We start from the raw sequence: 25,120 nt of genomic DNA on the forward strand, positions 1-25,120 counted from the left end.
GGGCGGCACCCGTGGCCTTCGCGGGGCCGCGCGCCCTGTGGCTGGCCCGGCTGAACCCGGACTGGCGGTTCGCCCTGCGCGCGGCGCCGGGCGGCGGCACCGCGCTGCCCGGTCCCGAGGCCGCGGAGCGGATACGGCAGCTGTGGCGGGAGGGCCTGTTCGCCGAGCGTGTCGCCCTGCTGGCGTCCCTGCGCTCCCGCGATCCCGCCGCCGCTCGCGAACTGCTCGCCTCGACCTGGGCGACGGAGCGGGCCGAGGACCGGCTGATGTTCCTCGACTCCCTGCGGACGGGGCTGGCGCCGGCGGACGAACCGTTCCTGGAACAGGCACTGGCCGACCGCAGCCGCAACGTACGGGCGACGGCGGCGGAGCTGCTGTCGGCGCTGCCGGGCTCGGCGCTGGCCGCGCGGATGGCGGCACGGGCCCTGACGTGCGTGTCGCTGGACCGCGTCCCGGATCCACCGATGATCACCGTGGAGGCGCCGCACGAGTGCGACGCGGGTATGGAGCGGGACGGGATCGTGCCCAAGCCGCCCGCGGGGCGGGGCGAGCGGTCCTGGTGGTTCGGCCAGTTGGTGGAGGCGGCACCGCTCGGGGCCTGGCCGGACCGGCTGGGCGGGCGCACACCGGAGGAGATCGTCGCGCTGCCCGTGGCGGACGACTGGCAGGGCGAGCTGCACGCGGCGTGGTGCCGGGCGGCGGTGCGGCAGCGGAACGCCGCGTGGGCGAGGGCGCTGCTGGGAGCGCCCACGGCGCCGGAGGCGGGCGGCCCCGGCGCGGTGTCCCTGGCCGAGCGGGCCAAGCTGCTCGGCACGCTCGGCGCGGACGAACGGGCCGAGTGGGTCGCGGGGTTCATCGCGACGCACGGTCTGTCGGAGGCGTTCCAGCTGCTCGGCATGTGCGGGGTGCCGTGGGCTCCGCCGCTCGGACGGGCGGTGGTCGACGCGCTCAACATCGCCCGCGACGCGGGGAGTTACCCCTGGAGCTTCAGCGGCGTCATGGGCTTGGCCGAGCGCTGCCTCGACCCGTCCGAGGCCGGCCGCCTGAACGGGCTGCTGGCGGTGCCGGACGAACCGGAGGACGCGTCGCCGGGAGCGGGCGGGTACTGGGCGGAGGCGTTCCAACGGCTGGTCACGACGCTGCGGTTGCGCGCGGCGATGGCCGAGGAGCTGGGGGTGGTGTAGGGGCGCGGCGCCGACACCGGGGCGGAGGCGCATGCGCGGCACACGAGGGCCGGCACATCTGACGGCGCCGCGGCCCGCGGCGGGACGCACGGTCCGGCGCCGCGGCCCGAGGACGCTGCCGCGTGCCCCCGGCCGAGCCGTCCCGACGTGCCGTCACACCGGCGCACGCTTCCTGGTGTCGCCTTCCTGGGGGCGTGCGCTCGGGCGCCGCATGCCCGCACAGGCGCCCGAGCGGGCCGCCCGCACCCGTCCGTCGGCCGAGCCCTCCGCATCCGCTCCGTCGGTGGAGCGGATGCGGTTACGCCTCTGCCGGCTGCCGTACGTTCGCCCGTACCCAGTCGACGATCGACGCCGTCGTCGCGCCGGGGGTGAAGATCTCCGCGACGCCCTTCTCCTTCAGCGGGGCGATGTCCGCCTCGGGGATGATCCCGCCGCCGAAGACCAGGATGTCCGCCGCGTCCCGCTCCCGCAGCAGGTCGATCACGGCGGCGAAGAGCGTGTTGTGCGCACCGGAGAGGATGGACAGTCCGATCGCGTCGGCGTCCTCCTGGATCGCGGTGTCCACGATCTGCTCGGGTGTCTGGTGGAGCCCGGTGTAGATGACCTCCATACCGGCGTCGCGCAGGGCCCGCGCGATCACCTTGGCCCCGCGATCGTGGCCGTCGAGCCCCGGCTTGGCCACCACCACGCGGATCGGACCGGCTGCCACACCCATCACTGCCTCCATGAAGCGACTACATCCATCCGTACCGACAAGTACCGCACACATCACCCATGCGCGTACACAGGTGCACGGTGCGCATGGGTCACACATTCCGCGCCAAGTGCACGAAACGCGCGCCCTCGCGGCACAGACACCCCGTACCACGCCGTCCGGGGAAGTGAACGAACGTTATCGCCAGCATCCCGCAACCGGCAGTTTCGCGGTGGAGACAGAGGGGGAAATCACACGGTGAGACACGTTCGCCGCGCACCGGAGTCGCAGGGACCGCGGCGGGACATGCGCACGGAGAACCGCAGCGAGGGCAGGGCAGGGCAGCCGCGCGCCTCGTCGCCGTATCGCACGGCACCGGAGGGCACAGAACCCACTGCACTGGCACACTGGATTTACGTACACCTCGCACACACCACCTACCACCGGTGTCACGGCTCTCCACGAGGGCACACGGGGACAGAGGCGTTCCTCCGCGTGCCGACAGGAGGTCGGCCCATGAAGGTCACGACGGCAGCACTCCCCCTTCTCCCGCTCTGTCAGCGTTTCCTGCCCGCCCTCCCGGCCCTCCCGTCGATCTCGGCCCTGCCGGGACTCACAGGACTCCCGGGCATGTCGGCCCTCACCGGCTTCTCCAGCTTCTCCGGCCTTTCCGGCCTGTCGGGTCTCTCGGGTCTTCCCGGCAAGGTGACGGGGCTCTCCGTGACCCTCCTGAAGGCCACCGCCCTGGAGGCCGCGATCCTCGCCGGGCACGTCCTCCTCTACCCCTCCGGCATCGTCCAGGAGCGCCGGTGCGTCCCCGAGCCCCTTCGGGCGGGCTCCCAGGACGCCGGGTCCTCCTCGCCCTCCTCCGCGCCCACCGCGCAGCTGCCGGCCCGCGCCCGCCCCCCGGTCGTCCTGCTGCACGGTTTCATCGACAACCGCTCGGTCTTCCTCCTCCTGCGCCGCAGCCTGGCCCAGCACGGCAGGCGGCAGATCGAGTCACTGAACTATTCGCCGCTGACCTGCGACATCCGCTGCGCGGCCGAGCTGCTCGGCCGGCACATCGAGGAGATCTGCGAACGCACGGGCAGTGACCGCGTCGACGTCGTCGGGCACAGCCTCGGCGGCCTGATCGCCCGGTACTACGTGCAGCGTCTCGGCGGTGACCTCCGCATCCGGACGCTGGTGACACTCGGCACCCCGCACGCGGGCACCCGGGTGGTGCCGCTGGCGAACGCCCACCCGATCGTGCGCCAGATGCGCCCCGGTTCGGCGCTGCTGGAGGAGCTGGCCCTGCCGGCGCCCGGCTGCCGTACGCGGTTCGTCAGCTTCTGGAGCGACCTGGACCGCGTGATGGACCCGCTGGAGACGGCCTGCCTCGACCACCCCGACCTGGCCGTCCAGAACGTCCGGGTGAGCGGCATCGGCCACCTCGCCCTTCCCGTGCACCCCGCCGTGGCCACCGGCATCCGGCAGGCCCTCGACACGCCCGGACCGGAATCGGGCACGGAGGCCGGAGGCCGCTCCGGCGGCCTGACCGTCGCCTGAATCCGGAACCCTCACGGAACCCTCACCCGGCCGGCCGCGGAAGAGGCCTCCGAGGCGCCCGTGGAGGCGATCACCACGGCGACAACCGCCCCGACACGCACCGGCCGACATCGAACAAACATCGAACACAATGCCAAGCCCGCGCCCGTCGTCCTCCAAAACACGGCCGATTGCCCGTTTCCTGCGCGGGCGAAACCTGCAGAAGATTGTCGCGCCCGCATACCGCCGGGTACAGTCGCCGCACTGCTCTGGCAGCCCTGTTGTCGAGGCGAAAGAGAAGTTGGTGAACGACCGTCACCCGTCGGGGGACATGACCACCCCGACCTCGGCTTCCGACGCCGACCCGGCGCACTACGCGTCGTACGGCACCGGGGAAGCCCAGTACGGCGACCTCACCACGTACGGCGGCCACGACACCACCGGTTTCGCCACCGGGCTCCACGCCACGGCGGCCTTCGCCGCGGATCCGCTCTTCGGCAGCCTCCCGGACCGGAACACGGACGGCTACGACACCACCGGCTCGCACGACACCACCGGTTGGTACGACACCACCGGTGCCTACGCCACCACCGGTGCCTATGCCACCACCACGGGTGCGTACGACTCCACCCAGTGGGCGACCGGCAGCCACCAGACGCTCCACCACGACACGTACGCGGCCCGGCACCACGCCGCCTACGACACCGGTGCCTACGACACGACCACGTGGACGGCCGACGATCAGCAGCCCGTCACGGTGCCGGCGCAGGCGACGAGCGTCGAGTCGACGGGCCAGTGGGACACGGGTGCCTGGACCCGGCCCGACCAGGCCGGCGACCCCGCCGACCGGACCCAGCAGTGGGCCTGGGGCACCCAGACCTTCGCGACCGGGACCTTCACGAGCGACTCCTTCGGGACGGAGACCTCCGAAGCCGGACCCTTCGAAACCGGGTCCTTCGAAACCGGGTCCTTCGAAGCGGTGGCCTTCGGCACCGGCACGTTCGGCAGCGGCGCGTTCGACACCGGCGCCTACGACGCCACGCAGTGGAACTCGGACGGCGCGGCGGCGCAGGACACCGTGACGGAGACCGCGGCGGACACCGCCCCGGCCGTCGCCGAGGAACCCGCTGCGCGCGACGACGGGTTGACCGCCACCGGCGAACTGCCGGCCGTCACCCCCCTGCTGGAGGACCAGGAAGAGGTCGTCCCGGCCCCCGTGGTCCCGGCCGCGCGCACCGCCTCCCGGGGCGCGGCGCGTTCCCGTCGGCGTCAGCCGGCCAAGCGCTCGGCGCTGATGACCATCGCCGTTCCCTCGGCCTGCGTGATGAGCGTGGCCGGCATCGCCGCGGCCTCCGTCGGCGATCTGGGCGGTGAGGACGGCAAGGAGACCACCGCGTCGGCGGACGACACGGGCGCCGCACCGGTGAAGCCCTCCGCCGCCAACAACAAGCTGGACACGCAGCTCACGGGCCTCTCCGCCAGTGCCGACGACTTCGCCGACCGGGCCAGCCGGACGCAGGAGCGCATCGACCTCAAGGCCGAGCAGGCGCTGGAGAAGAAGAGGGCGGCGCAGGAGGCGGCCCGCAAGGAGCGGCTGCGCCCCAAGTTCGCGCTCCCGGTCGAGCAGCACGGACTCAGCGCCTACTACGGCCAGGCCGGCGTCAACTGGATGTCCGCGCACACCGGCATCGACTTCCCCGTGTCGTACGGCACGAAGGTGATGGCGGCGACCGACGGCACGGTGCGCACGCAGTACAACGTGGCGTACGGGAACATGCTGATCCTGACCGCGAAGGACGGCACGGAGACCTGGTACTGCCACCTGTCCAGTTACCAGGTTCCCTACGGGGCGAAGGTCAAGGCCGGCGATCCGATCGCGTTCTCCGGCGACACCGGGAACTCGACCGGACCGCACCTGCACTTCGAGGTGCGGCCCTCCGGCGGAGGGGCGATCGACCCGCTCCCGTGGCTGCGCAGCCACGGCCTCGACCCGCAGTGACGGAGTGACGTCCCGGCAGCCGCCGTGGGCCACGCCGTCCGACGCGGCCCACCCCGCCGGGCACCCTCCGGTCCGTCAGCCTCTCGGAGCCCGTCGGCCCGGGCTCAGAGCTTCTCCACCGGCGCGTACCGCAGCAGCAGCCGCTTCGGCTTGGTGTCCCCGAAGTCGATCGTCGCCTCGGCGTTCGCCCCCGTGCCCTTGATACCGACCACCGTGCCGAGTCCGAACTGGTCGTGCGTGACACGGTCGCCGACCGCGAGCGAGACCGTCGGCTTCTCGGAGGCGGACCGGCGCGTGGCGAAGCCGGACGCGCCCGACGCCGACGAACGGGACAGGGACGACGACAGTGAGGCCGCCACTCCCGAGACCGGCCTGGAGGACACGGGCCCGTTCGCCCCGGTGCGCTTCCACTCCAGGTGGGGCGCCGGGATCTCCTCGAGGAAGCGCGAGGGCGGGTTGTACGACGGCTGTCCCCAGGCACTGCGCAGCGTGGACCGGGTCAGGTACAGCCGCTCCCGCGCGCGCGTGATGCCGACGTAGGCCAGGCGCCGTTCCTCCTCCAGCTCCTTGGTCTGGCCGAGGGCGCGCATGTGCGGGAAGACGCCGTCCTCCATGCCGGTGAGGAAGACGACCGGGAACTCCAGGCCCTTGGCGGTGTGCAGGGTCATGAGGGTGACGACGCCGTCACCCTCCTCCTCGTCGGGGATCTGGTCGGAGTCGGCGACCAGCGCGACCCGCTCCAGGAAGTCGGCCAGGGTCCCGGTGCCCTCGCCCTCGCCCCGCTCCTGTTCGAACTCCAGGGCGACGGCGGCGAGTTCCTGGAGGTTCTCGATGCGGGTCTCGTCCTGCGGGTCCGTGGAGGACTGCAACTCGGCGAGGTAGCCGGTGCGTTCGAGGATGGCCTCCAGCACGGTCGCCGGTCCGGCGCCGGACTCGACGATGGTGCGGAGGTCCTCCATGAGCGCGTTGAACCGCTTGACGGCGTTCGCGGAGCGCGCGGCCATGCCGTACGCCTCGTCCACGCGGCGCAGGGCCTGCGGGAAACTGATCTTCTCCCGCTGGGCGAGCGCGTCGATCATCGCCTCGGCGCGGTCGCCGATGCCGCGCTTGGGGACGTTGAGGATGCGGCGCAGCGGCACCGAGTCCTCGGGGTTGGCGAGGACGCGCAGGTAGGCCAGGACGTCCCGGACCTCCTTGCGCTCGTAGAAGCGGACGCCGCCGACGACCTTGTAGGGCAGGCCGACGCGGATGAACACTTCCTCGAAGACGCGGGACTGGGCGTTGGTGCGGTAGAAGACGGCGACGTCGCCGGCCCGGGCCTCGCCCGCGTCCGTGAGACGGTCTATCTCGTCGGCGACGAACTGGGCCTCGTCGTGCTCGGTGTCCGCGACGTACCCGGTGATCCGCGCGCCCGCGCCGGCGTTGGTCCACAGGTTCTTGGGGCGGCGGGACTCGTTGCGCTCGATGACGGCGTTGGCGGCGCTGAGGATGGTCTGGGTGGAGCGGTAGTTCTGCTCCAGCAGGATCGTCGTCGCGTCCGGGTAGTCCTCCTCGAACTGGAGGATGTTGCGGATGGTGGCGCCGCGGAAGGCGTAGATCGACTGGTCGGCGTCGCCCACCACGCACAGCTCGGCGGGCGGGACCTCGGCCTCGGACGGCGCGTCGGCGGGGTGCTCCGAGGGGGTGCCGACCAGCTCGCGCACGAGGGCGTACTGGGCGTGGTTGGTGTCCTGGTACTCGTCGACCAGGACGTGCCGGAAGCGGCGGCGGTAGTGCTCGGCGACGTCCGGGAAGGCGCGCAGCAGATTGACCGTCGTCATGATCAGGTCGTCGAAGTCCAGCGCGTTCGCCTCGCGCAGGCGGGACTGGTAGAGCGCGTAGGCCTGGGCGAGGGTCTTCTCGAAGCCGTCGGCCGCCCGGGCGGCGAAGTCCTCCTCGTCGATCAGCTCGTTCTTCAGGTTGCTGATCTTGGCGCTGAAGGACTTGGGCGGGAAGCGCTTGGGGTCGAGGTCCAGGTCCCGGCAGACCAGGGCCATCAGGCGTTTGGAGTCGGCGGCGTCGTAGATCGAGAAGGACGACGTGAAGCCGAGCCTCTTCGACTCGCGGCGCAGGATGCGCACGCAGGCGCTGTGGAACGTCATGACCCACATGGCGTTCGCGCGCGGGCCGACGAGCTGCTCGACGCGCTCCTTCATCTCGCCCGCGGCCTTGTTGGTGAAGGTGATCGCGAGGATCTGCCCGGGGTGCACGTTCCGCTCGGCCAGCAGGTGGGCGATGCGGTGGGTGAGCACGCGGGTCTTGCCGGAGCCGGCGCCGGCCACGATGAGCAGCGGGGAGCCGGAGTGCACGACGGCGGCGCGCTGGTTGTCGTTCAGCCCCTCCAGGAGCGCGGCCGGGTCCAGGACCGGGCGCGGGGCGCCGTCCCGGTAGTGGGTGTCCCGGTCCGGCGGCACGTCGAACTTCCCGCCGAACAGATCGTGCGGGACCGGCTCCGGCACGTGATCGTCCTCGGGCGGCGGCGGGGGTTCCTCCTCGTGACCGTGCGGGGTCTGGAGGCTCGCCAGGAAGCTTTCGTCAAAGAGGCTGCTCATCGCTCTCCGAGTCTAGGGCGCCTCACCGACAACCGGTCGCCACCCCGGAAAATGACCGGCATCCGCAGCCCGGTCCCCGCGACGGGCACCGTCACGCGGAGTGACCCGTACGCCGGGGATCACGAGCTGTGCCGAGCCCAGCTCCACCGCCCCCGCGACGGCGGGCGTCGGCCCGCAGCAGGTGCGGCCGGGCCGGCGCGCGGTCCTGCCTAGCATCGACCCATGTCGACCGCCCCCATGTCATCCGGCACCCTGCACTCCCTGCGCGCCTGGTGGGCGCGGCGTCCGCCGGCGGCCGGGGCCGCGGTGATGGCGACCGGCATCCTGTCGGTCGGTCTGCACCTGACGCGTCACGAACCGCTGTCCCGCATCGCGCTGGTCCTGGCCTGCGCCGCCTGGCTGGCGCTGGCGGCGCACTTCGTCTCGCTGCTGCTGACCGACCGGACGACGTGGGTGGCGCGGGCGGGGACGCCGGGCGCGCTCACCGCGGTGGCGGCGACGACCGTGCTCGGCACCCGTTTCTCGCTGCTCGGCTGGACGACCCCGGCGGCGGTGCTGCTGGCGCTGGCCGCGCTGCTGTGGCCGGGGCTGCTGCTGTGGGTCGTGCGGCACTGGGAGCGCCGGATGCCCGGCGCGGTGTTCCTGGGCTGCGTCGCCACGCAAGGGCTCGCCGTGCTGGGCGCCACGCTGGCCGCGGCCACGTCGACGGCCTGGCCGGCGCACGCGTCGCTGGTGGCGTTCTGGCTGGGGCTCGCGCTCTACGTCGTCGCGCTGTTCCGTTTCGACCTGCGGCAGGTGGCCCGCGGCGCCGGGGACCACTGGGTCGCGGGCGGCGCGCTCGCCATCTCGGCGCTCGCGGGGTCCAAGCTGCTCGCCGCGGCCCAGGCCGGGCCGTACCTGTGGAACGGCGACGACGCCGCCGTGCTGCACGACGCGACCGTCGCCCTGCTGGCGCTGGACCTCGCCTGGTACGTCGTGCTGCTCGTCTGCGAGATCGTGTGGCCGCGGCCCCGCTACGACGTACGTCGCTGGTCGACCGTCTTCCCCCTCGGCATGACGGCGGCGGCGACGCTGTCCGTCGCCGCCGTCGTGGACGTCCCGTGGCTGGACGGGCCGGGTCAGGCGCTGGTGTGGATCGCGGTGGCCGGGTGGTCGGTGGTCGCCGCGGGGGCGGTGGTCTCGGCGCGCGAGGGGCGGCGGACCATGGCCGCGGGAGGCGCGGAGGGTGTCAGGTCCACAGCACCGCGATGAAGACGTTCACCAGGGTCAGCAGGCCGACCAGGCCGAACAGCGGCTTGTCCACCTTCTCGTCGTCGCGCTTGACGTAGACGAGGCCGAGGATGACGATCAGCACGGCCAGCTTGACGCCGATCTTGACGTTGTCGACCGCGTGGTCCTGGGCCTGGTTGAGGCCGACCAGGGCCGCTCCGGTGACCAGCATCGTCAGCGCGCCGTGCAGCATGGCGGGGGTGAAGCGGGCGTCGCCCCGGCCCATCGCCTTCATCTGGGTCAGGAAGCCCCCGAGGAGGGCCGCGATGCCGATGATGTGCAGCCCGACGAAGAGGTGGATGAGTACGTCCATGGGGCCGGAGCCTAGTCAGCGGCCGGACACGCTCCGACACCGGGCCGCCCGGCCCGCACCGCCCCGGATGCACAGGTGCGGCTCATAGCAGCTCACCGCCCTCACGTGTCTCCGAACCGGCATTTCGGTCATCACCCTGCGTGAAGGAGGTGACCTCCTGCCCGGCTCGCGGTCACTTGCGGTCGCCCTCCGGCCCGGTACCGCCAGTTCCGCGCAACCCGTCACCGGTCCGTTACCGACCGGCCTAGCGTCCTGCGGCAGGTGACCGGCGCGAACCGCGGCCGGCGCCCGGTACGGAAGGACGTGAATCCCTGGTGGCAGCGCATCGCAGGCCACGCAAGCGCCCCGCGGGCAACGGGACGGCGCTCCGCGCGGCCCTCACGGTCACCCTGTTCGGCGCGGCCGGCGCGACCGGGCTGGGCGGGACCGGGCACGCCGCTCCGGAGCCGACCCCGGCGCAGATCAGGGCCAGGGTCGACCAGCTGTACCAGGAGGCGGAGGTCGCCACCGAGCAGTACAACGGCGCGAAGGAGAAGGCCGACGCCGCCGAGCGGCGCCTGGAGGACCTGCGGGACGAGGTGGCCCGCAAGGAGGAGCGGCTGAACGCGACGCGGGAGTCGCTGGGCTCCGTCGCGGCGGCGCAGTACCGCGGCGGCGGCCTCGACCCGGCCCTGCAGCTCGTGCTCTCCTCCGACCCCGACCGGTACCTGGAGGACGCCGCGCTCGTCGAGCGGGTGGGCAGCCGGCAGGCGGCCGCCGTCGGCCGGGCGCGCGAGGAACTGCGGGACGTCGAGCAGCTGCGCGGGGCCGCCCGGATCGAGCTGGCCTCGCTGACGTCGCGGCAGGCCGAGCTGAAGCGGCACCGCGCCACCGTCACCGGCAAGCTGGAGGCCGCGCGCCGCCTGCTGTCCCGGCTGACGGCCGAGGAACGCGCCCCCCTCGCCCACGGCACGGACCGCGCCACCCGCTCCGCGGGCGCCCGCGAGGGCCTGTCGGTTTCCGCCCAGGCGCCGAACTCCCGGGCCGCGGCGGCCGTCGCGTACGCCTACCGGAAGCTCGGCAGCCCCTACGTCTGGGGCGCGAGCGGCCCGGACGCCTTCGACTGCTCGGGCCTGGTCCAGGCCGCCTACCGCGCCGCGGGCGTCTCCCTCCCCCGCACGACCTACGCCCAGATCGGCGCGGGCCGCCGCGTCTCCCGCTCGGAACTCGCCCCGGGCGACCTGGTCTTCTTCTACTCCGGCATCAGCCACGTCGGCATCTACGTCGGCAACGGTCGGATGATCCACGCCCCGAACCCCTCGGCGCCGGTACGGGTCGCGCCCGTCGACCAGATGCCCTTCGCGGGGGCCGCGCGCGTGGTGTGAGACCGACGGGCCGGACCGGATGCGCGCGCGAACCCTTGCCACGCCGAAGGTCCCGCCCTACTCTCGCGGTCGGTGAAAGCGCTTTCTCACCTCTCATGCTTTGTCATGCTCAGCTCAGACTAGCCATTTCGCCGTCTCGCCTGAGCTGTATCCGGGTGTGAGGCGCTGCCACCACAGCACGTCACCGCACACGGAACTCAGACAGGTGGGCACGAGGGAAACCGCTTCACATCCACCGGGGCGGCAACCCCACGGCCCCGCCGAACGACAACAGCGTGCGGCGCCCCCGCCGCGCGAAGACGAAAGGCGAGGCGAGACATGAGACGACCAGTCGCCGTACGGCTCTCGGCCGCAGTGGGCACGCTGGCCCTGGCGGCCGCGGCCGGCGCGGTCCTGACGGCCCCCGAGGCCTCGGCCGCGGCCGCGGGCGCCACCGGCTACGCGACCCAGAACGGCGGGACCACCGGCGGCGCGGGCGGGCAGACCGTCCGCGCCACCACGGGCACCGCGATCCACCAGGCCCTGTGCAACCGGGCCTCCAGCAGCACCCCGATCGTCATCCAGGTCGAAGGCACCATCAACCACGGCAACACCACCAAGGTGTCGGGCGACAGCTGCAACACCGCGGCCGACAAGATCGAGCTGAAGCAGGTCAGCAACGTCACGATCGTCGGCGTCGGCAGCGGCGCCGTCTTCGACCAACTGGGCATCCACATCCGGGAGTCCAGCAACATCGTCATCCAGAACGTGACCGTCCGGAACGTCAAGAAGTCCGGCTCGCCCACCTCCAACGGCGGCGACGCCATCGGCATGGAGAGCGACGTCCGCAACGTCTGGGTCGACCACGCCACCCTGGAGGCCTCGGGCGGTGAGTCGGAGGGCTTCGACGGCCTCTTCGACATGAAGGACAACACCCAGTACGTGACCCTGTCCTACAGCGTCCTGCGCAACTCCGGCCGCGGCGGGCTCATCGGCTCCAGCGAGAGCGACCGCTCCAACGGCTACGTCACCTTCCACCACAACCTGTACGAGAACCTCGACTCCCGCGCGCCCCTGCTGCGCGGCGGCATCGCCCACATCTACAACAACCACTACGTGCACCTGAACGAGTCCGGCATCAACTCCCGCGCCGGGGCGAAGGCCCGGGTCGACAACAACTACTTCGAGGACTCCAAGGACGTCCTCGGCACCTTCTACACCGACGCGGCCGGCTACTGGCAGGTCAGCGGCAACATCTTCGACAACGTGACCTGGTCCGAGCCCGGCGAGGACAACAACCCGGCCGGCCCGAACCCTCAGTCCAACACCAGCGTCAGCATCCCGTACTCCTACAGCCTGGACGACGCGTCCTGCGTGCCGGGCGTCGTGAGCCGGACGGCCGGGGCGAACAAGGGCCTGCAGGTGTCGGACGGCAGCTGCTCGGTGCAGTCCCCGGGTCCCACCGACCCGACCGAGCCGACGCCGGACCCGACCGACCCGACGCCCGGCCCGACCCAGCCCAGCGGCACCAACCTCAGCCTCGGGGCCGGCGCCGACGGCTCCTCCAAGGCGAGCGGCACGAGCTACGGCAACGTGCGCGACGGCGACCTGAGCACCTACTGGTCCCCGGTCGGCTCGACGGGCTCGATCTCCGTCAAGTGGGGCACCGCCACCACCGTGTCGAAGGTCAACATCAGGGAGGCGGCGGGCAGCGCCGGCACCATCGGCTCCTGGAAGGTCGTCAACGGCGACACCGGCGCGACCCTGACCTCGGGCAACGGCGCGGGAGTCATCGCCTTCCCCGCGACCTCGCTGAAGAAGGTCACCTTCCAGATCACCAGCGCGTCGGGTACCCCGAAGGTCGCCGAGTTCGAGACCTACGCGGGATGACCGGCCCGCGCTGAAGGCGCCCGCCGACCGTCACCCCGGTCGGCGGGCCGTCGCCGCTCCCGGCCGGGAACCCCTGGCGGCCAGGACGGCCTCGCGGGCGAGAACGGCGGCGCGGGACGGAGGTGCGGACGGAGCGGGCGGCACCTCACGCGGGGCGGCACCGTGCGGCGAGCCGATGCGGCAGCCCTGGCACAGCCCACCGACGAACGCGGCGGGACGCCCCGGTACGCCGCACTCGGTGCACTCCGGCATCAGGCGGCCGACGAGGCGGGGACCGGGATCGTCGTCGTCCGGCTCCGCTCCACAGTCCGCGTACGGCATCGGCACGGGCGGCAGCTTGTCCCGCAGCCGCCGGGCGACGAGGCCGCGCGGCGCGTGGACGTCGTCCGGCAGGCCGGTGGTGAGGGCCTTCGTCAGCGAGACGGGGGTCGCGCCCCGCTCCAGCCACGGGACGACCAGGTCGGTCAGGTCGTGGCAGTCCGCGTCGGACAGGGCGAGCCGGGGCTCGACGCGGCCGAGCCGGGCGAGGGTGCGGTAGGCGGTGGCACGGTGGGCTGCGGCGGCGGTGGGCGGGGGCCCGGCTTCACCCGATGGGGCGGCCTCGGCGTTGTCTTCGATCCGCCTCACCGCGTCCACGGCCTCGTCGCCGCCCAGGAGCCGAGCCCACCAGGCGCTGTCGCGGGCGGTGCTGGACCAGAAGGTGCGGAACACCCAGCGCGTCCCGCCGTCGACGGTAAGGGCGAGCCCGCGGACGCGGTGGAGGTGCCCGGCGCGGGAGAGGTGGTTGAGCGCGCTGCGGACGGCCTGCTGACCGTACAGGGGCAGCACTTTGGCGAGGCTCTTCACGTCCATGGCGGCGCCCTCGGGCAGCCGGTCGACGTAGGCGGCGATGTAGGCCTCGCGGGCGGGGAGGTGCGAGAAGTCGACGGGCCGGGAGGCGGCGCCGGGCTCGGTGGGGGCCGTGCGTTTGCCGTAGCCGGGATTGGCCAGGGGATGAGCTGCGGGTGCGGGCAGGGCGGAGCTAGAGTCTTCGTAAGCCACGAGATCGTTCCTAGAGTCTGCGATCTTGGGGTGAGACCCCGGCGGGTGCTGCTAACACCCGACCGGGGTTGTTTGTCGCTGCGAACGCTAGAGGGACCTGACGGCGCGTCGCAAGCCGATCACGAAAAGTCACCCTGACCGGTAGAGCGGCCGGTTGCGGCGGGGAGGGCGGGTGGTGGGGAGAACCCCACCACCCATTCCTTGCAAACGCCGCTCGGATCCCGAGGCTCGCGTCTCGAAGCTCAAGCGCCGGTGCGGGCGTGGGCGACGAAGGCCGTCCAGGCTCCCCCGGCGACGGCGAACCGAGGACTCCGACGCCCGAGCTTCGAGTCCCGGACGTGCACGGTGTGGGGGCAGGGGGCGACTTCGACGCAGTTGCCACCCTGACTATCGCTGTAGCTGGACTTGCGCCACTCGAGGGCGACTTCCAGGCAGTTGCCACCCTCGGTGCCGCTGTAAGTGGACTTGAACCACCGCAGGTCCCTGTTCATGACTCCTCCGCCACCTTGTCGATGAATCGCGCGGACTCCGAAAGACTCAACGCCAGCCGGAGGATCATCGCATGGCGCTGTGTGGCAATACTGACGCGATCGGGATCCGAGTACAGGACGCCGGCTGTCTGCCCCTCTTCATATCCAACGTGCTCGTGTTCGGGCGTCTCCAGCAAGACAAGCGGCCCGTTGAGGCCAGGATGCGCGCCGACAATGGGCAACACTTGGACCGTGACATTCCTCTGTTGCGACAGCGTCAACAGATGGCGCAGCTGCTGTGCGTGCGTCTCAACGCCGCCGACCTTGTTCCGCAGCGCAGATTCGCCAATCACGAAGCTGAAGGACCTGGTTGGCCTGGCCAACAGGACTTGCCGCTCGAGTCGTGCTGCCACGCGTTCTTCGACGGTCTCGTCATCAAGCGGAGGCCAGTGAGCCTTGAGCAATGACCGGGCCGTCTCTTCTGTCTGCAAAAGGCCGGGGATGAGCAGCGGCTCATAGGAGCTGAGCGAAATGGCCTCCGCCTCGTACCGGATGAAGTCCTGCGAGAAGGCCGGAAACGGCTCCGGCTTCAAATACTCCTGCGCGGCGACCAGCTTCCCGCCCGCCCCGCACACCTGGTCCGCGACCTGGAGCAGCCGCAGCGTGGGCCGACGGCGGCCGTTCTCCATCGACTTGACGTACTCGTAGTCGTAACCGGCCTCCTTGGCCAGCGCCTCCCGGCCGACGCCGGCCTCCGCGCGCCACATCTTGATCTGGCTGCCGCAGTACCGCCACGCGATCGGCGGCTGGGAGTTCACCTCGGTCGCCACGCACACCTCCGCCGGGGCCACGCCGGGTACAACCACGCGCTGTACCCGCTCCGTCACTCGTGAGGCTACGCGCGGGCCGGGACGGTGATCCCGTCAACCGCGAAACATCGACGCAAGGGATGAACAGGGCATGCAGACCCCGTGGCCGCCGCTCCCCACGACCGCCCCGAAGGACATCGAGTGGCGGCTGCCCCGCCATGCGCGCAGTGTCGGCCGGGCGCGCACCCTCTTCCGCGAACAGGCGGCCTCCTGGGAGCTGCCGCAGGACGTCACGGACACGGCGGAACTGCTCCTGAGCGAGCTGATGACGAACGCGTACCGCCACGCGAAGGTCCCGGCCGGACGTGAGATCCGGGCCCGCTGCGAACTGACGGAGGACCGCCTCCGCGTCACGGTGACGGACGCCTCCGAGGTCCTGCCGACGCCCGCCGCGGCCCGCCCGGACGACGAGTCGGGCCGGGGACTCGCCCTGGTGGCGGCGCTGGCGGCGGACTGGGGCGTGCGGCGAAGGGAGTGCGGCATCGGCAAGGAGGTGTGGTTCGAGGTGTGACGTGGGGGCCGCCCCCGGGCACCTCCCCGTGCCCGTCTGCCGTCACACCAGCCGGCGCGCCGTGGCCCAGCGGGTCAGTTCGTGTCGGTTGGAGAGCTGGAGCTTGCGGAGGACGGCGGAGACGTGGGACTCGACCGTCTTGACGGAGATGTACAGCTGCTTGGCGATCTCCTTGTACGCGTAGCCGCGGGCGATCAGCCGCAGCACCTCGCGTTCGCGCTGGGTGAGGCGGTCGAGGTCCTCGTCGACCGGCGGGGCGTCGGTGGAGGCGAAGGCGTCCAGGACGAAACCGGCCAGGCGCGGGGAGAAGACCGCGTCGCCCTCCTGGACGCGGAAGACCGAGTCGATCAGGTCCGTGCCGGTGATCGTCTTGGTGACGTAGCCGCGCGCACCGCCGCGGATCACGCCGATCACGTCCTCCGCCGCGTCGGAGACGGACAGCGCGAGGAAGCGGACGGGCCGCTCGGCGTCGGCCATCAGGGGGGCGCAGCGGCGCAGGACCTCGACGCCGCCGCCGCCCGGGAGGTGGACGTCGAGGAGGACCACCTCGGGCCGGGTCGCGGTGATGACGGTGACGGCCTGGTCGACGTCGGCGGCCTCTCCGACGACCTCCACGCCGGTCTGCGCGGTCTGGCCGATCTCGGCCTGCACCCCGGTGCGGAACATGCGGTGGTCGTCGACGAGGACCACGCGCACGTGGCGCTCCCCCGCACCGCCGTCCGCCGGTCCCGCCGTTGCGTTGCCCTCGGTCGGGTCGCTCATGACGTCTTCTCCGCCCTCTCCATCTCCAGCTCGACCTCCGTGCCGCCGTCCGGCACCGCGCGCAGCCGCGCCGTGCCGCCGTTGCGCTCCATGCGGCCGATGATCGATTCTCTGACGCCCATGCGGTCGGCGGGTATCGAGTCGAGGTCGAAGCCGGGACCCCGGTCGCGCACGGACACGAAGACCGTCCTGCCCTCGACCTCGGCGTAGACCTGAACCGCGCCGCCCTCGCCACCGTACTTGGCGGCGTTCACCATAGCCTCGCGTGCCGCCTGCATCTGTGCCCCGATCCTCTCGTCGAGCGGGCAGTCGCCGACGACCACGACCTCGATGGGCACCCCGTGCTTGTCCTCGACCTCCGCGGCGTTGCGCCTGACGGCCTCGGCGAGGGTGGTGGGCTCGTCGTCCTCGTCCTTGCCGTTGCCCTCGGGCTTGTAGAGCCAGGCGCGCAGGTCCCGTTCCTGCGCGCGGGCCAGGCGGCGCACCTCGCCCGCGTTCTCCGCGTTGCGCTGGATCAGGGTGAGGGTGTGCAGCACCGAGTCGTGGACGTGGGCGGCGACCTCCGCGCGCTCCTGGGCGCGGATGCGCATCAGCCGTTCCTCGGAGAGGTCCTGCGTCATCCGCACCAGGTAGGGACCGGCGAGGAGGGTCGTCCCGACGAGGACGGCGAGCGCGGCCTGCAGGACGGAGCCCAGGTGGGCGGTCGACCCCTGGAGGATGAAGATGCCCGAGACGCCGGCCGTCACCAGCAGGACACCGGCGACCGACCGCAGCAGCGTGACGGTGCGCCGGTCGCGACCGACCTCGGCCCAGCGGGCCCGGCGGGCGTTGTCCGCCTGGCGCCAGACGAGGGCGACTCCCGCGCCGACCAGCACGACCGGCCACAGGTAGGCCTTGGCGCCGTTGCCGAGATCCACGTTGCCCACGAAGATCATGGCCACGACGACCATGAGGAGCAGGGCGACGATCTGCCCCCGGTCCGGCTTGCGGGCGACGAGTCTGCGGCGGCCGTCCGGCGAGGTCTCGGTCGTGACCAGGGACGGCGGCCTCTGCGCGTCGACGCCGCCGACACCGAGCGGTACGAAGAACCAGAAGGCCGCGTAGAGCAGCGCACCGAGGCCGTCGGCCATGAACAGGCCGACGAAGACGAGCCGCACCCAGACGACGGGCAGCCCGAGGTGCCCGGCGAGCCCCCGCGCCACGCCACCGAGCCAGCGTCCGTCGCTGCTGCGGTAGAGCTTGCGCGGCGGCCGTGGTTCGAGGAGGGGCGGTGCTGCGGCGTCCGGCATGTCAACGATGGTCACACGGCCGGGTGAGGGGGAGCATCAGGGTCGGTCCCGGAGACTCCCCTGATCCTCGGACCGCGGATCCCTCGAACACTCCCCGAACACCGGCTCGGGGCCGATATCAGGGTCCGACCAGGGTCGTACCGGCTGCCGCCACGGCGCCCCGCCCGTCACCATGGAGCCATGACAGATCACGAGCACGCCGCGACGGGCCCGGGACCCGGCTCCGGACCGCGCGCCGCCGCGCCCGCCGCGGATTCCCCGGGCTCCGTGGGCGGCGCGGTCGGCACGGACGCCCCGGAGCCGCACCGCCGGTTCCGCCGCGACCGGCGGCACAAGACGCTCGCCGGGGTGTGCGCCGGCCTCGGGCGGCAGTGCGACATGGACCCCGTGATCTTCCGCATCACGCTCGCGGTGCTGGCCGCGACCGGCGGCATCGGCCTCATCTTCTACGGCTTCGCCTGGCTCTTCGCCCCGTACGACGACGAGGAGGAGAACGAGGTCCGCAAGCTGCTGACCGGCCGGGTCGACGGCCAGGCCCTGGCGGCCGTGCTGTTCGCCCTGGTCGGCTGCGGCGTGTTCCTGACCATGCTGAAGAACGGCGGGGTGCTCTCCTTCGCCGTGATACTTTCCCTCCTCCTCGCGGGGGCGGGCTACTGGTCGCGGCAGCGCGGCGCTCCCGGCCCCGACCCGCTCGCCGCCCAGGCCGTCGCCGACGCCCCGCCCGAGGCCAAGGCACCGCCGGCCGCCGTCACCCTCCCGTCCTGGTGGCGCGACCCCATCGTCAAGGACGGCACGCACGTCGGCGGCACGGGATACCTGTGGGGCCCCCGGGACTCCCACGACCGGGACGTCGCGGCGGCCGTCGCCATCGGGCGCGGCGCGTACCGCGGCCGGGACGCCCGGGCCGACCGGTCCTCCCGGCGCCCGCAGTCGCGCGGCGCCCACGGCATCGGCGGCTGGATCTTCCTGCTCGCCCTGCTGGCGGGCTTCCTCGGCACCCGTCTGACCTGGGACGACCGCCCGCTCGGCACCAGCCTGCAGACCGGGCTGGCCTGTGCGCTGGCGGTCTTCGGCGTGGGGATCGCGGTCAGCGCGTTCCTGGGCCGCACGGGGGCCGGTTCGGTCTTCCTGGCGATCGTCACCGCGGGCCTGCTCGCCGGGTCGGCCGCCCTGCCGAAGGACGCCGGCACCGAGTGGACGCGGAGCACCTGGACGCCCACGGCGGTCGCCGACGTCCGCGAGCAGTACGACGTGGGCACCGGCACCGGCACCCTCGACCTGTCCCGACTGGACCTGGCCCGGGGGCAGACGGTGACGACCCGGGCCGACGTCGGCGTGGGGCGAATACGGGTGATCGTGCCGCGGGACGTGACCGTGCGGCTCAGTGCCGACGTGGGCGTGGGCGACATCCAGCTCCCCGGCGACGACGCGAAGGACGTGGACGTGGCCCCCGGCAAGCACCAGGAGGTCACGCTGCCCCCCGCCGAGGACGCCCAGGACGCCGGCACGCTCGACCTCGACCTGCAGGTCGGCCTCGGACAGGCGGAGGTGTCCCGTGCTGCGTCATGACGTCCAGCCCGGCCGGCTGGTCGCCGGCGCCTTCCTGACCCTGGCGGGCGTGATCTACGCCGGCGACGCGGGAGGCCTGTGGGACACCCCGTGGTTCGTGATCGTCCCCGTGGTCACCGGCGGCCTCTGTCTGGCCGGCGCGGTCGGGGTGCTGGCCCGGGCGGTACGCCGACGCCGGCGGGCGCCGCGTACGGCCCCGGACGCGGACGGCCCCCGGGCGGACCCCACGGGCTGACGGCGCCTACCGGTACCCGCCGGACCGCCGGCGGCGCCGGGTGCGCAGTGCCGCGTCCAGCGAGAGGAAGGGAGTACCCGCGAGGACGAGGGGGAGCCAGGCCATGAGGTAGGCGAGGTCGTTGCCGTAGTAGTACGGGTCGGAGGCCCAGCTGACGGTCAGCCACAGGCTGAGCGAGATCAGCGCGCCGCCGAGCGCCGCCAGGCGGCCCAGCAGCCCGAGCAGCGTGCCGATGCCGACGGCCAGCTCGCCCAGGGCGATGGCGTAGCCGAAGCCGGGCGGGTTCTTCAGGGCCAGGTCGACCAGGGCGGGGACGGCCGAGGAGTCGCGGACGGCGCGCATCATGTCGCCGATGGATCCGGCACCCGAGTCCTTCAGGAACGCGCTGTCGGTGAGCTTGTCCAGGCCCGCGTAGACGAAGGTGACGCCCAGGAAGATCCGCAGGGGCAGGAGGGCGTACCGGGCGACGTCGTCGCGCCGGTCCCGGCGGCCGTCGAGGCCGGACGTGTGCGGGTCCGTCCGCATGCCGTGAATCATCACTGCCAGCCGCCTCTCGCCCATGCGTGTCCGCCCCCCTCACCAGACCATACGTACGACGTCCGGGCCGCGCTCAATCCCCCTGTGCGCGTTTCTTCCCGCCGGTTCCGACAGGCGGCCGCACACCGGGACCCGATCGGGCGATCGGGGCGGTCAGTCCGTCACGTCGATCGCGTACCGGTTCGTCTCCACGCCCGCGCTCGTGATCACCTGGACCTCCACCCGTCCCGGCTCCACGTCCGCCGGCACCGGCACGGTCAGCAGGGTGTCCGTCGGGTTGCTGAAGCCGCCGGACACGGGGACGAGGGGCACGTGGACGTTGACGGCGCCGATGCGGACGACCATGCGCGACAGGCGGTCCGCGCGCTGGGCGCCCGGCGGCACGAAGCCGGCGCCGCGGATCTCGATGTCGTCGCCGGTGCGGATCGGGGCGTCCAGGTCGCCGGCCTCGCGCGCCCGGACCACGGACAGGATCACGGGCCGGCCGCCCTCCGCGTACTTGCCGGCCACGTAGGTGGCCGCCGACACCAGCACCACCACCGCGAGCCCCCACGGCAGGTCGGGCAGCTGGTCCGGTCGCCGGGCCAGCCGTACCGCCGCGAACACCAGGGCGACCGCGCCGATCACGACGTACTGGATGTCGGCGAACGTCCCGCGGCCCGCGTCGTCCGTCAGCAGGTCGGCCGCGCGCGGCCGGTCGGCGCGGACCTTCTGCAGCCGCTGCCCCAGCACCCGCAGCCCGACCACCCGGCGCACCAGCACCGCGATCCCGCACACCACCGCGAGCACGGTGACCACTCCGGCGCCGCGGGCGAGTTCGAGCCCGGAGATCAGCGCGTCCCGCCGCGCGTGCCCCGAGGCCACGGCGAGCTGCCCGGCCAGGACGAGCACCGCGTAGGCGACGAAGAGCACCCAGACCGCCGCCACGGCCCGGGACGTGGAGAGGCGGTTGTCCTCACCGATGACCGGGGCCAGCGCCCCGCCCCGTGCCCGGTGGAACCGGGACGCCGCCGTCAGCGCGCCGGCCACGACCACGGCCGCCGCCAGTCCCGCGGTGCGCGCGGCCGACCAGCCGGCGCCGACCGCGGTGAGCGACTGGGCGAGCAGCAGCACCACGACCGCGGCCCACACGGCCACCGTCGTGCGGCGCCCCAGGCCCGCGAGCCACGCCTCGCCCTCGGCCCGGCCGCGTTCGGCGACGGCCTCCGCGGACTGGGTCAGCTCCTCGGAGACCCACTGCCGGGACGCCGAGGCCGAGTGGGCCACCGCGGCCGGCAGCCCCTGGCCGGCCGCGAACTCGTCCCGCCTGAGCAGGAACGCGGCGACCGCCCGGCGGTGCCCCTCGCGGGCGCCGTGCGGGCAGTCCCCGCACGTGCAGCCGCCTGTGTGCGGCGCCCCGTACGCGCCCTTGTCCGAGCCGCTCCCGCGTCTCGCCTCCTGCACCGCCACGCCCGACGCCCGCCTTCCCGAAGCCTGCCGCACACCCGCGGCACACACCTGTGCCGACACCCGTAAGTCCCTTGGGACGCCAGCGAATTGTGCCGTACACCACGCCCCGGGCGCCCGGCACCCCCGGTCCCCTCTGCTCAGCGCGGGTGACGCGCGGCCCGCCGTGTTGACCCGGCTGGGACAATTCCCCCATGGCCGAGATCATCCAGCGCGACGGGACCTGGGCGTTCGACGGCAGCACGGTCCGGATCACGCCGGGCCTGAGCCGCTCGGTGCCGCTGTTCCGGCGGACGTACGGGGAGGTCTCCGTACCGCTGGAGGCGGTCTCGGGCATCACCTTCGAGGCCGAGGGCCGGCGCGGCCGCCTGCGCCTGCGGCTGCGCGAGGGCGCCGACCCCCTGCTCCAGGCGGCCGGCGGGCGGCTGCCCGACGCGGCGGACCCGTACCGGCTGGCGGTGGACGCCGACCGCTGCGGGGCGGCCGAGTACGTCGTGGAGGAGGTCCGCCGCGCGCTGCTGCTCGACCGGATCCCCCAGGGGCCCACCCGGGCCTACCTGTTGCCCGGGCCGCCGGTGCCGGTCTCGGTCCGTTCCTCGGACGGCACCGTCTCCTTCGACGGCAGCCGGGTGCGCATCGACTGGGCCGACACCTCCGACCGGGTCAAGCGCGCCGCCGGCCCGCGGATCATCGGCGTCGGCGACCTGGTGCGGGTCGAGTGGCTGCCCAACTCCGGGCGCGAGGGCGGCTTCCTGCGGTTCGTGACCCGGGAGACGGTGTCCTCCGGGTCCCCCGGGTCCTCCGGGTCCTCCGGGTCCCCCGGGTCCTCCGGGTTTTCCGGGCTGCCGCCGGAGAAGGACCCCTGTGCCCTGGACCTGTGGGGCAGCGCCCGCCGCGACCTGCTCACCGTGCTGGTCGCCACCGCGGTCACGGCCCGGCTCCCGCACCCGACAGCCCGTCCGGAGGCCGCCGTGGGACCTCCGGGCGGGCATCACGACGTCCTGCTGCGCCGGCTGCGCGAGCTGGGTGAGCTGCACCGCGGCGGTGTCCTCACGGACGAGGAGTTCGCCAGGACGAAGGCGGCCGTGCTCCGGGGCTTCGGGACGGGTGGGGACGGGACCGGCTGACCGCCCGGTACGGCTCACACGGGTGAGGCCGCCGAAAAGACGACAGGCCGTTGGAAACACGACAGAGGGTGTCCGGTATCGGCGCCACACTCCCCGTATGACACCGCGCACCAAGGGCCCCGGCTGGGCCTTCTTCGCAGCCGCCGAACCCGGACTCGCCGCCCTCGTCGAGGCGCGCTTCGGTGCGTACACCCATCACACGCTGGCGACCCTGCGCCGGGACGGCTCGCCCCGCACCACGGGCCTGGAGGTGCGTTTCCTCGGCGGCGAGCTGTGGCTCGGCATGATGCCCGGCTCGCTCAAGGCGCTCGACCTGCGCCGCGATCCGCGCTTCGCGCTCCAGGCGAACCCCGGGGAGGGCACCGGGACGGGCGGCGGCGACGTGCGGATCTGCGGACGGGCCGTCGAGGTCGACGACCCGGAGACCAAAGGCGGATACGTGAAAGAGGTGGAACCGCCGCAGCCGTTCCACCTCTTCCGCACCGAGCTGACGGAGGTCGTACGGACCTACGTCGAGGACGACACGTATCTGGTCGTCCAGGTCTGGAGGCCCGGAGAGCCGGTGCGCACTCTCAAGCGGACCTGACCGCCGGGACTACTCCCACTCGATGGTGCCCGGCGGCTTCGAGGTGACGTCGAGGACCACGCGGTTGACGTCCTTGACCTCGTTGGTGATGCGGGTGGAGATCTTGCCGAGGACGTCGTACGGCAGGCGCGACCAGTCGGCCGTCATCGCGTCCTCGGAGGAGACGGGCCGCAGCACGATCGGGTGGCCGTAGGTGCGGCCGTCGCCCTGGACGCCGACCGAGCGGACGTCGGCGAGCAGCACCACGGGGCACTGCCAGATGTCGCGGTCGAGGCCGGCCGCCGTCAGCTCCTCGCGGGCGATGGCGTCGGCCTCGCGGAGCAGGTCGAGCCGCTCCTTGGTGACCTCGCCGACGATGCGGATGCCGAGGCCCGGGCCCGGGAACGGCTGGCGCTGGACGATCTCCTCGGGCAGGCCGAGCTCCTGGCCGACCATGCGGACCTCGTCCTTGAACAGCTTGCGCAGCGGCTCGATGAGCTTGAACTCGAGGTCCTCGGGCAGGCCGCCCACGTTGTGGTGGGACTTGATGTTGGCGGCGCCGGTGCCGCCGCCGGACTCGACCACGTCGGGGTAGAGGGTGCCCTGGACGAGGAACTCCACGGCCGGGCCCTCGTCGGCGATGATCTCGGCCTGGGCCTGCTCGAAGACGCGGATGAACTCGCGGCCGATGATCTTCCGCTTCTCCTCGGGGTCGGTGACCCCGGCGAGCGCGTTCAGGAAGCGCTCCTGGGCGTCCACGACCTTGAGCTGGACGCCGGTCGCGGCGACGAAGTCCTTCTCGACCTGCTCGGTCTCGCCCTTGCGCATCAGGCCGTGGTCGACGTAGACGCAGGTCAGCTGGGAGCCGATGGCCTTCTGAACGAGGGCGGCGGCGACGGCGGAGTCCACGCCGCCGGACAGGCCGCAGATGGCGCGCTTGTCGCCGACCTGCTCGCGGATGGCCGCGACCTGCTCCTCGATCACGTTGCCCGTGGTCCAGTCGGGGGTCAGGCCCGCGCCGCGGTACAGGAAGTGCTCCAGCACCTGCTGTCCGTGCGTGGAGTGCATGACCTCGGGGTGGTACTGGACGCCGTAGAGCTTCTTGACGTCGTTCTCGAACGCGGCGACCGGCACGACGTGCGTGGAGCCCGTGACGGTGAAGCCCTCGGGCGCGGCGGAGCAGGCGTCGCCGTGCGACATCCACACGGACTGCTCGGCCGGGGTGCCCTCGAAGAGGGTGGAGGACGGCTTGGAGACGGTCAGCTCGGTGCGGCCGTACTCACGGGCGCCGGAGTTGTCGACGGTGCCGCCGAGGGCCTGCGCCATCAGCTGGAAGCCGTAGCACATGCCGAAGACGGGGACGCCGGCCTCGAACAGGGAGCGGTCGACGGTCGGGGCGCCCGGCTCGTACACCGACGAGGGGCCGCCGGAGAGGATGATGGCCGCCGGGTTCTTGGCGAGCATCTCCTCGACCGGCATGGAGCTCGGCACGATCTCGCTGTAGACCCGCGCCTCGCGGACGCGACGGGCGATGAGCTGGGCGTACTGCGCACCGAAGTCGACGACCAGGACGGTGTCGGGGGCGGCGGCAGCGGGAGTCGCTGATGACACGGGGTGCCTTCCGGCGGTCGGGCGGGGGTCTTGTGCTCCCGATTCTACCGAGGTGGGCGGGTGGCACGTCCCGCCCGCGGGACCCCGCCGCGCCCGGTCCCGCGTCTCACCATGCGAGCCCGCTTGGACACGGTCCGTCCCCGGGGCATACTGGACCCATGCTCACGCACCAGACCTTCCTCTTTACCTATGGCAACCGGCCCACCGGCTGCCATGGTCGTGCTGCTTGAGCAACTGACGAGCGACTTCCCAGGCGCCCCGGGCCGACAAGGTCCGGG

The 25,120-nt window shown here is 72.8% G+C and carries 22 protein-coding genes; 11 read left to right on the forward strand and 11 right to left on the reverse strand.

Annotation, left to right across the window (positions count from 1 at the left end):
• The coding region (locus JHAT_RS28560) for a DUF5691 domain-containing protein (RefSeq protein WP_107482050.1) at window positions 1-1,184 on the forward strand (1,184 nt) is incomplete at its 5' end.
• A 298-nt stretch (window positions 1,185-1,482) separates the two neighbouring features.
• Here the strand turns inward: JHAT_RS28560 and JHAT_RS28565 are convergent.
• Complete coding sequence (locus JHAT_RS28565) at window positions 1,483-1,899, reverse strand: cobalamin B12-binding domain-containing protein (protein WP_077801168.1); 417 nt, start codon at window positions 1,897-1,899, stop codon at window positions 1,483-1,485.
• Between the two features lie 495 nt (window positions 1,900-2,394).
• On the opposite strand from JHAT_RS28565, the gene JHAT_RS28570 reads away from it, so the two are divergent.
• Both JHAT_RS28570 and JHAT_RS28575 read left to right on the forward strand, forming a co-directional pair.
• Window positions 2,395-3,426, forward strand: a complete 1,032-nt coding sequence (locus JHAT_RS28570; RefSeq protein WP_077801169.1) for a triacylglycerol lipase — start codon at window positions 2,395-2,397, stop codon at window positions 3,424-3,426.
• Between the two features lie 283 nt (window positions 3,427-3,709).
• Window positions 3,710-5,404, forward strand: coding sequence for a M23 family metallopeptidase (locus JHAT_RS28575; protein WP_077801170.1), 1,695 nt, complete (start codon window positions 3,710-3,712; stop codon window positions 5,402-5,404).
• Window positions 5,405-5,508: 104 nt separating this feature from the next.
• Here the strand turns inward: JHAT_RS28575 and pcrA are convergent, their stop codons facing one another.
• Window positions 5,509-7,995 (reverse strand): DNA helicase PcrA, encoded by a 2,487-nt coding sequence (gene pcrA / locus JHAT_RS28580; RefSeq protein ID WP_077801171.1) that lies wholly within the window; start codon window positions 7,993-7,995, stop codon window positions 5,509-5,511.
• A gap of 237 nt (window positions 7,996-8,232) precedes the next feature.
• On the opposite strand from pcrA, the gene JHAT_RS28585 reads away from it, so the two are divergent.
• Complete coding sequence (locus JHAT_RS28585; protein WP_077801192.1) at window positions 8,233-9,246, forward strand: tellurite resistance/C4-dicarboxylate transporter family protein; 1,014 nt, start codon at window positions 8,233-8,235, stop codon at window positions 9,244-9,246.
• Here the strand turns inward: JHAT_RS28585 and JHAT_RS28590 are convergent.
• Entirely contained in the window at window positions 9,224-9,577 is a 354-nt protein-coding gene (locus JHAT_RS28590; protein WP_077801172.1) for a hypothetical protein, read from the reverse strand. The two genes, JHAT_RS28585 and JHAT_RS28590, sit on opposite strands and share 23 nt — an antisense overlap.
• Window positions 9,578-9,891: 314 nt before the next feature.
• On the opposite strand from JHAT_RS28590, the gene JHAT_RS28595 reads away from it, so the two are divergent.
• Together JHAT_RS28595 and JHAT_RS28600 are read left to right on the forward strand one after the other, a co-directional pair.
• Window positions 9,892-10,941, forward strand: coding sequence for a C40 family peptidase (locus JHAT_RS28595; protein WP_077801173.1), 1,050 nt, complete (start codon window positions 9,892-9,894; stop codon window positions 10,939-10,941).
• A gap of 318 nt (window positions 10,942-11,259) precedes the next feature.
• Window positions 11,260-12,810, forward strand: coding sequence for a polysaccharide lyase family 1 protein (locus tag JHAT_RS28600; protein WP_077801174.1), 1,551 nt, complete (start codon window positions 11,260-11,262; stop codon window positions 12,808-12,810).
• Window positions 12,811-12,840: 30 nt separating this feature from the next.
• Here JHAT_RS28600 and JHAT_RS28605 read toward each other — a convergent pair whose 3' ends face one another.
• From JHAT_RS28605 to JHAT_RS28615, 3 genes are all read right to left on the reverse strand, one after another.
• Complete coding sequence (locus JHAT_RS28605; RefSeq protein ID WP_077801175.1) at window positions 12,841-13,851, reverse strand: hypothetical protein; 1,011 nt, start codon at window positions 13,849-13,851, stop codon at window positions 12,841-12,843.
• Window positions 13,852-14,093: 242 nt separating this feature from the next.
• Window positions 14,094-14,342: a DUF397 domain-containing protein gene (locus tag JHAT_RS28610; RefSeq protein ID WP_077801176.1), complete on the reverse strand. Its 249-nt coding sequence runs from the start codon at window positions 14,340-14,342 to the stop codon at window positions 14,094-14,096.
• On the reverse strand, window positions 14,339-15,151 hold the full coding sequence (locus tag JHAT_RS28615) for a helix-turn-helix transcriptional regulator (protein WP_253195639.1): 813 nt from the start codon (window positions 15,149-15,151) through the stop codon (window positions 14,339-14,341). Before JHAT_RS28615 ends, JHAT_RS28610 begins: the two co-directional genes overlap by 4 nt.
• 130 nt (window positions 15,152-15,281) lie before the next feature.
• On the opposite strand from JHAT_RS28615, the gene JHAT_RS28620 reads away from it, so the two are divergent.
• Window positions 15,282-15,701 (forward strand): ATP-binding protein, encoded by a 420-nt coding sequence (locus JHAT_RS28620; protein ID WP_077801177.1) that lies wholly within the window; start codon window positions 15,282-15,284, stop codon window positions 15,699-15,701.
• Between the two features lie 42 nt (window positions 15,702-15,743).
• On the opposite strand, the gene JHAT_RS28625 is transcribed toward JHAT_RS28620, so the two are convergent.
• Both JHAT_RS28625 and JHAT_RS28630 read right to left on the reverse strand, forming a co-directional pair.
• Window positions 15,744-16,463 carry a response regulator transcription factor gene (locus JHAT_RS28625; RefSeq protein WP_077801178.1) on the reverse strand — a complete coding sequence of 240 codons (720 nt, stop codon included), beginning with the start codon at window positions 16,461-16,463 and terminating at the stop codon, window positions 15,744-15,746.
• Entirely contained in the window at window positions 16,460-17,752 is a 1,293-nt protein-coding gene (locus JHAT_RS28630; RefSeq protein ID WP_077801194.1) for an ATP-binding protein, read from the reverse strand. The genes JHAT_RS28625 and JHAT_RS28630 overlap by 4 nt, the downstream gene beginning before the upstream one ends.
• A gap of 180 nt (window positions 17,753-17,932) precedes the next feature.
• Between JHAT_RS28630 and JHAT_RS28635 the strand changes: the two genes are divergently transcribed.
• Both JHAT_RS28635 and JHAT_RS28640 read left to right on the forward strand, forming a co-directional pair.
• Complete coding sequence (locus tag JHAT_RS28635) at window positions 17,933-19,321, forward strand: PspC domain-containing protein (RefSeq protein ID WP_077801179.1); 1,389 nt, start codon at window positions 17,933-17,935, stop codon at window positions 19,319-19,321.
• A complete protein-coding gene (locus JHAT_RS28640; RefSeq protein ID WP_077801180.1) occupies window positions 19,308-19,556 on the forward strand; it encodes a hypothetical protein in 249 nt (82 codons plus the stop codon). Before JHAT_RS28635 ends, JHAT_RS28640 begins: the two co-directional genes overlap by 14 nt.
• Window positions 19,557-19,562: 6 nt before the next feature.
• On the opposite strand, the gene JHAT_RS28645 is transcribed toward JHAT_RS28640, so the two are convergent.
• Window positions 19,563-20,093, reverse strand: a complete 531-nt coding sequence (locus tag JHAT_RS28645) for a DoxX family membrane protein (protein WP_171991106.1) — start codon at window positions 20,091-20,093, stop codon at window positions 19,563-19,565.
• Between the two features lie 153 nt (window positions 20,094-20,246).
• Window positions 20,247-21,542, reverse strand: a complete 1,296-nt coding sequence (locus JHAT_RS28650) for a hypothetical protein (RefSeq protein ID WP_077801182.1) — start codon at window positions 21,540-21,542, stop codon at window positions 20,247-20,249.
• A 191-nt stretch (window positions 21,543-21,733) separates the two neighbouring features.
• Between JHAT_RS28650 and JHAT_RS28655 the strand changes: the two genes are divergently transcribed.
• Together JHAT_RS28655 and JHAT_RS28660 are read left to right on the forward strand one after the other, a co-directional pair.
• Window positions 21,734-22,666, forward strand: coding sequence for a DUF4429 domain-containing protein (locus JHAT_RS28655; RefSeq protein ID WP_077801183.1), 933 nt, complete (start codon window positions 21,734-21,736; stop codon window positions 22,664-22,666).
• A gap of 97 nt (window positions 22,667-22,763) precedes the next feature.
• Window positions 22,764-23,252: a pyridoxamine 5'-phosphate oxidase family protein gene (locus JHAT_RS28660; RefSeq protein WP_077801184.1), complete on the forward strand. Its 489-nt coding sequence runs from the start codon at window positions 22,764-22,766 to the stop codon at window positions 23,250-23,252.
• A 9-nt stretch (window positions 23,253-23,261) separates the two neighbouring features.
• On the opposite strand, the gene guaA is transcribed toward JHAT_RS28660, so the two are convergent.
• Window positions 23,262-24,842: a glutamine-hydrolyzing GMP synthase gene (gene guaA / locus JHAT_RS28665; RefSeq protein WP_077801185.1), complete on the reverse strand. Its 1,581-nt coding sequence runs from the start codon at window positions 24,840-24,842 to the stop codon at window positions 23,262-23,264.
• Window positions 24,843-25,120 lie beyond the last annotated feature (278 nt).

The organism is Streptomyces sp. JHA26 (genome assembly GCF_002005565.1).
Taxonomy (GTDB): domain Bacteria; phylum Actinomycetota; class Actinomycetes; order Streptomycetales; family Streptomycetaceae; genus Streptomyces.

Bases quoted from the DNA above. Each gene is read 5' to 3' on its own strand.
- JHAT_RS28625 (WP_077801178.1), bottom strand. From the start codon at position 16,463: ATGAGCGACCCGACCGAGGGCAACGCAACGGCGGGACCGGCGGACGGC.
- pcrA (WP_077801171.1), bottom strand. From the start codon at position 7,995: ATGAGCAGCCTCTTTGACGAAAGCTTCCTGGCGAGCCTCCAGACCCCG.
- JHAT_RS28620 (WP_077801177.1), top strand. From the start codon at position 15,282: ATGCAGACCCCGTGGCCGCCGCTCCCCACGACCGCCCCGAAGGACATC.
- JHAT_RS28565 (WP_077801168.1), bottom strand. From the start codon at position 1,899: ATGGGTGTGGCAGCCGGTCCGATCCGCGTGGTGGTGGCCAAGCCGGGG.
- JHAT_RS28600 (WP_077801174.1), top strand. From the start codon at position 11,260: ATGAGACGACCAGTCGCCGTACGGCTCTCGGCCGCAGTGGGCACGCTG.
- JHAT_RS28570 (WP_077801169.1), top strand. From the start codon at position 2,395: ATGAAGGTCACGACGGCAGCACTCCCCCTTCTCCCGCTCTGTCAGCGT.
- JHAT_RS28660 (WP_077801184.1), top strand. From the start codon at position 22,764: ATGACACCGCGCACCAAGGGCCCCGGCTGGGCCTTCTTCGCAGCCGCC.
- JHAT_RS28610 (WP_077801176.1), bottom strand. From the start codon at position 14,342: ATGAACAGGGACCTGCGGTGGTTCAAGTCCACTTACAGCGGCACCGAG.
- JHAT_RS28645 (WP_171991106.1), bottom strand. From the start codon at position 20,093: ATGATTCACGGCATGCGGACGGACCCGCACACGTCCGGCCTCGACGGC.
- JHAT_RS28590 (WP_077801172.1), bottom strand. From the start codon at position 9,577: ATGGACGTACTCATCCACCTCTTCGTCGGGCTGCACATCATCGGCATC.
- JHAT_RS28635 (WP_077801179.1), top strand. From the start codon at position 17,933: ATGACAGATCACGAGCACGCCGCGACGGGCCCGGGACCCGGCTCCGGA.
- JHAT_RS28585 (WP_077801192.1), top strand. From the start codon at position 8,233: ATGTCATCCGGCACCCTGCACTCCCTGCGCGCCTGGTGGGCGCGGCGT.
- JHAT_RS28655 (WP_077801183.1), top strand. From the start codon at position 21,734: ATGGCCGAGATCATCCAGCGCGACGGGACCTGGGCGTTCGACGGCAGC.
- JHAT_RS28630 (WP_077801194.1), bottom strand. From the start codon at position 17,752: ATGCCGGACGCCGCAGCACCGCCCCTCCTCGAACCACGGCCGCCGCGC.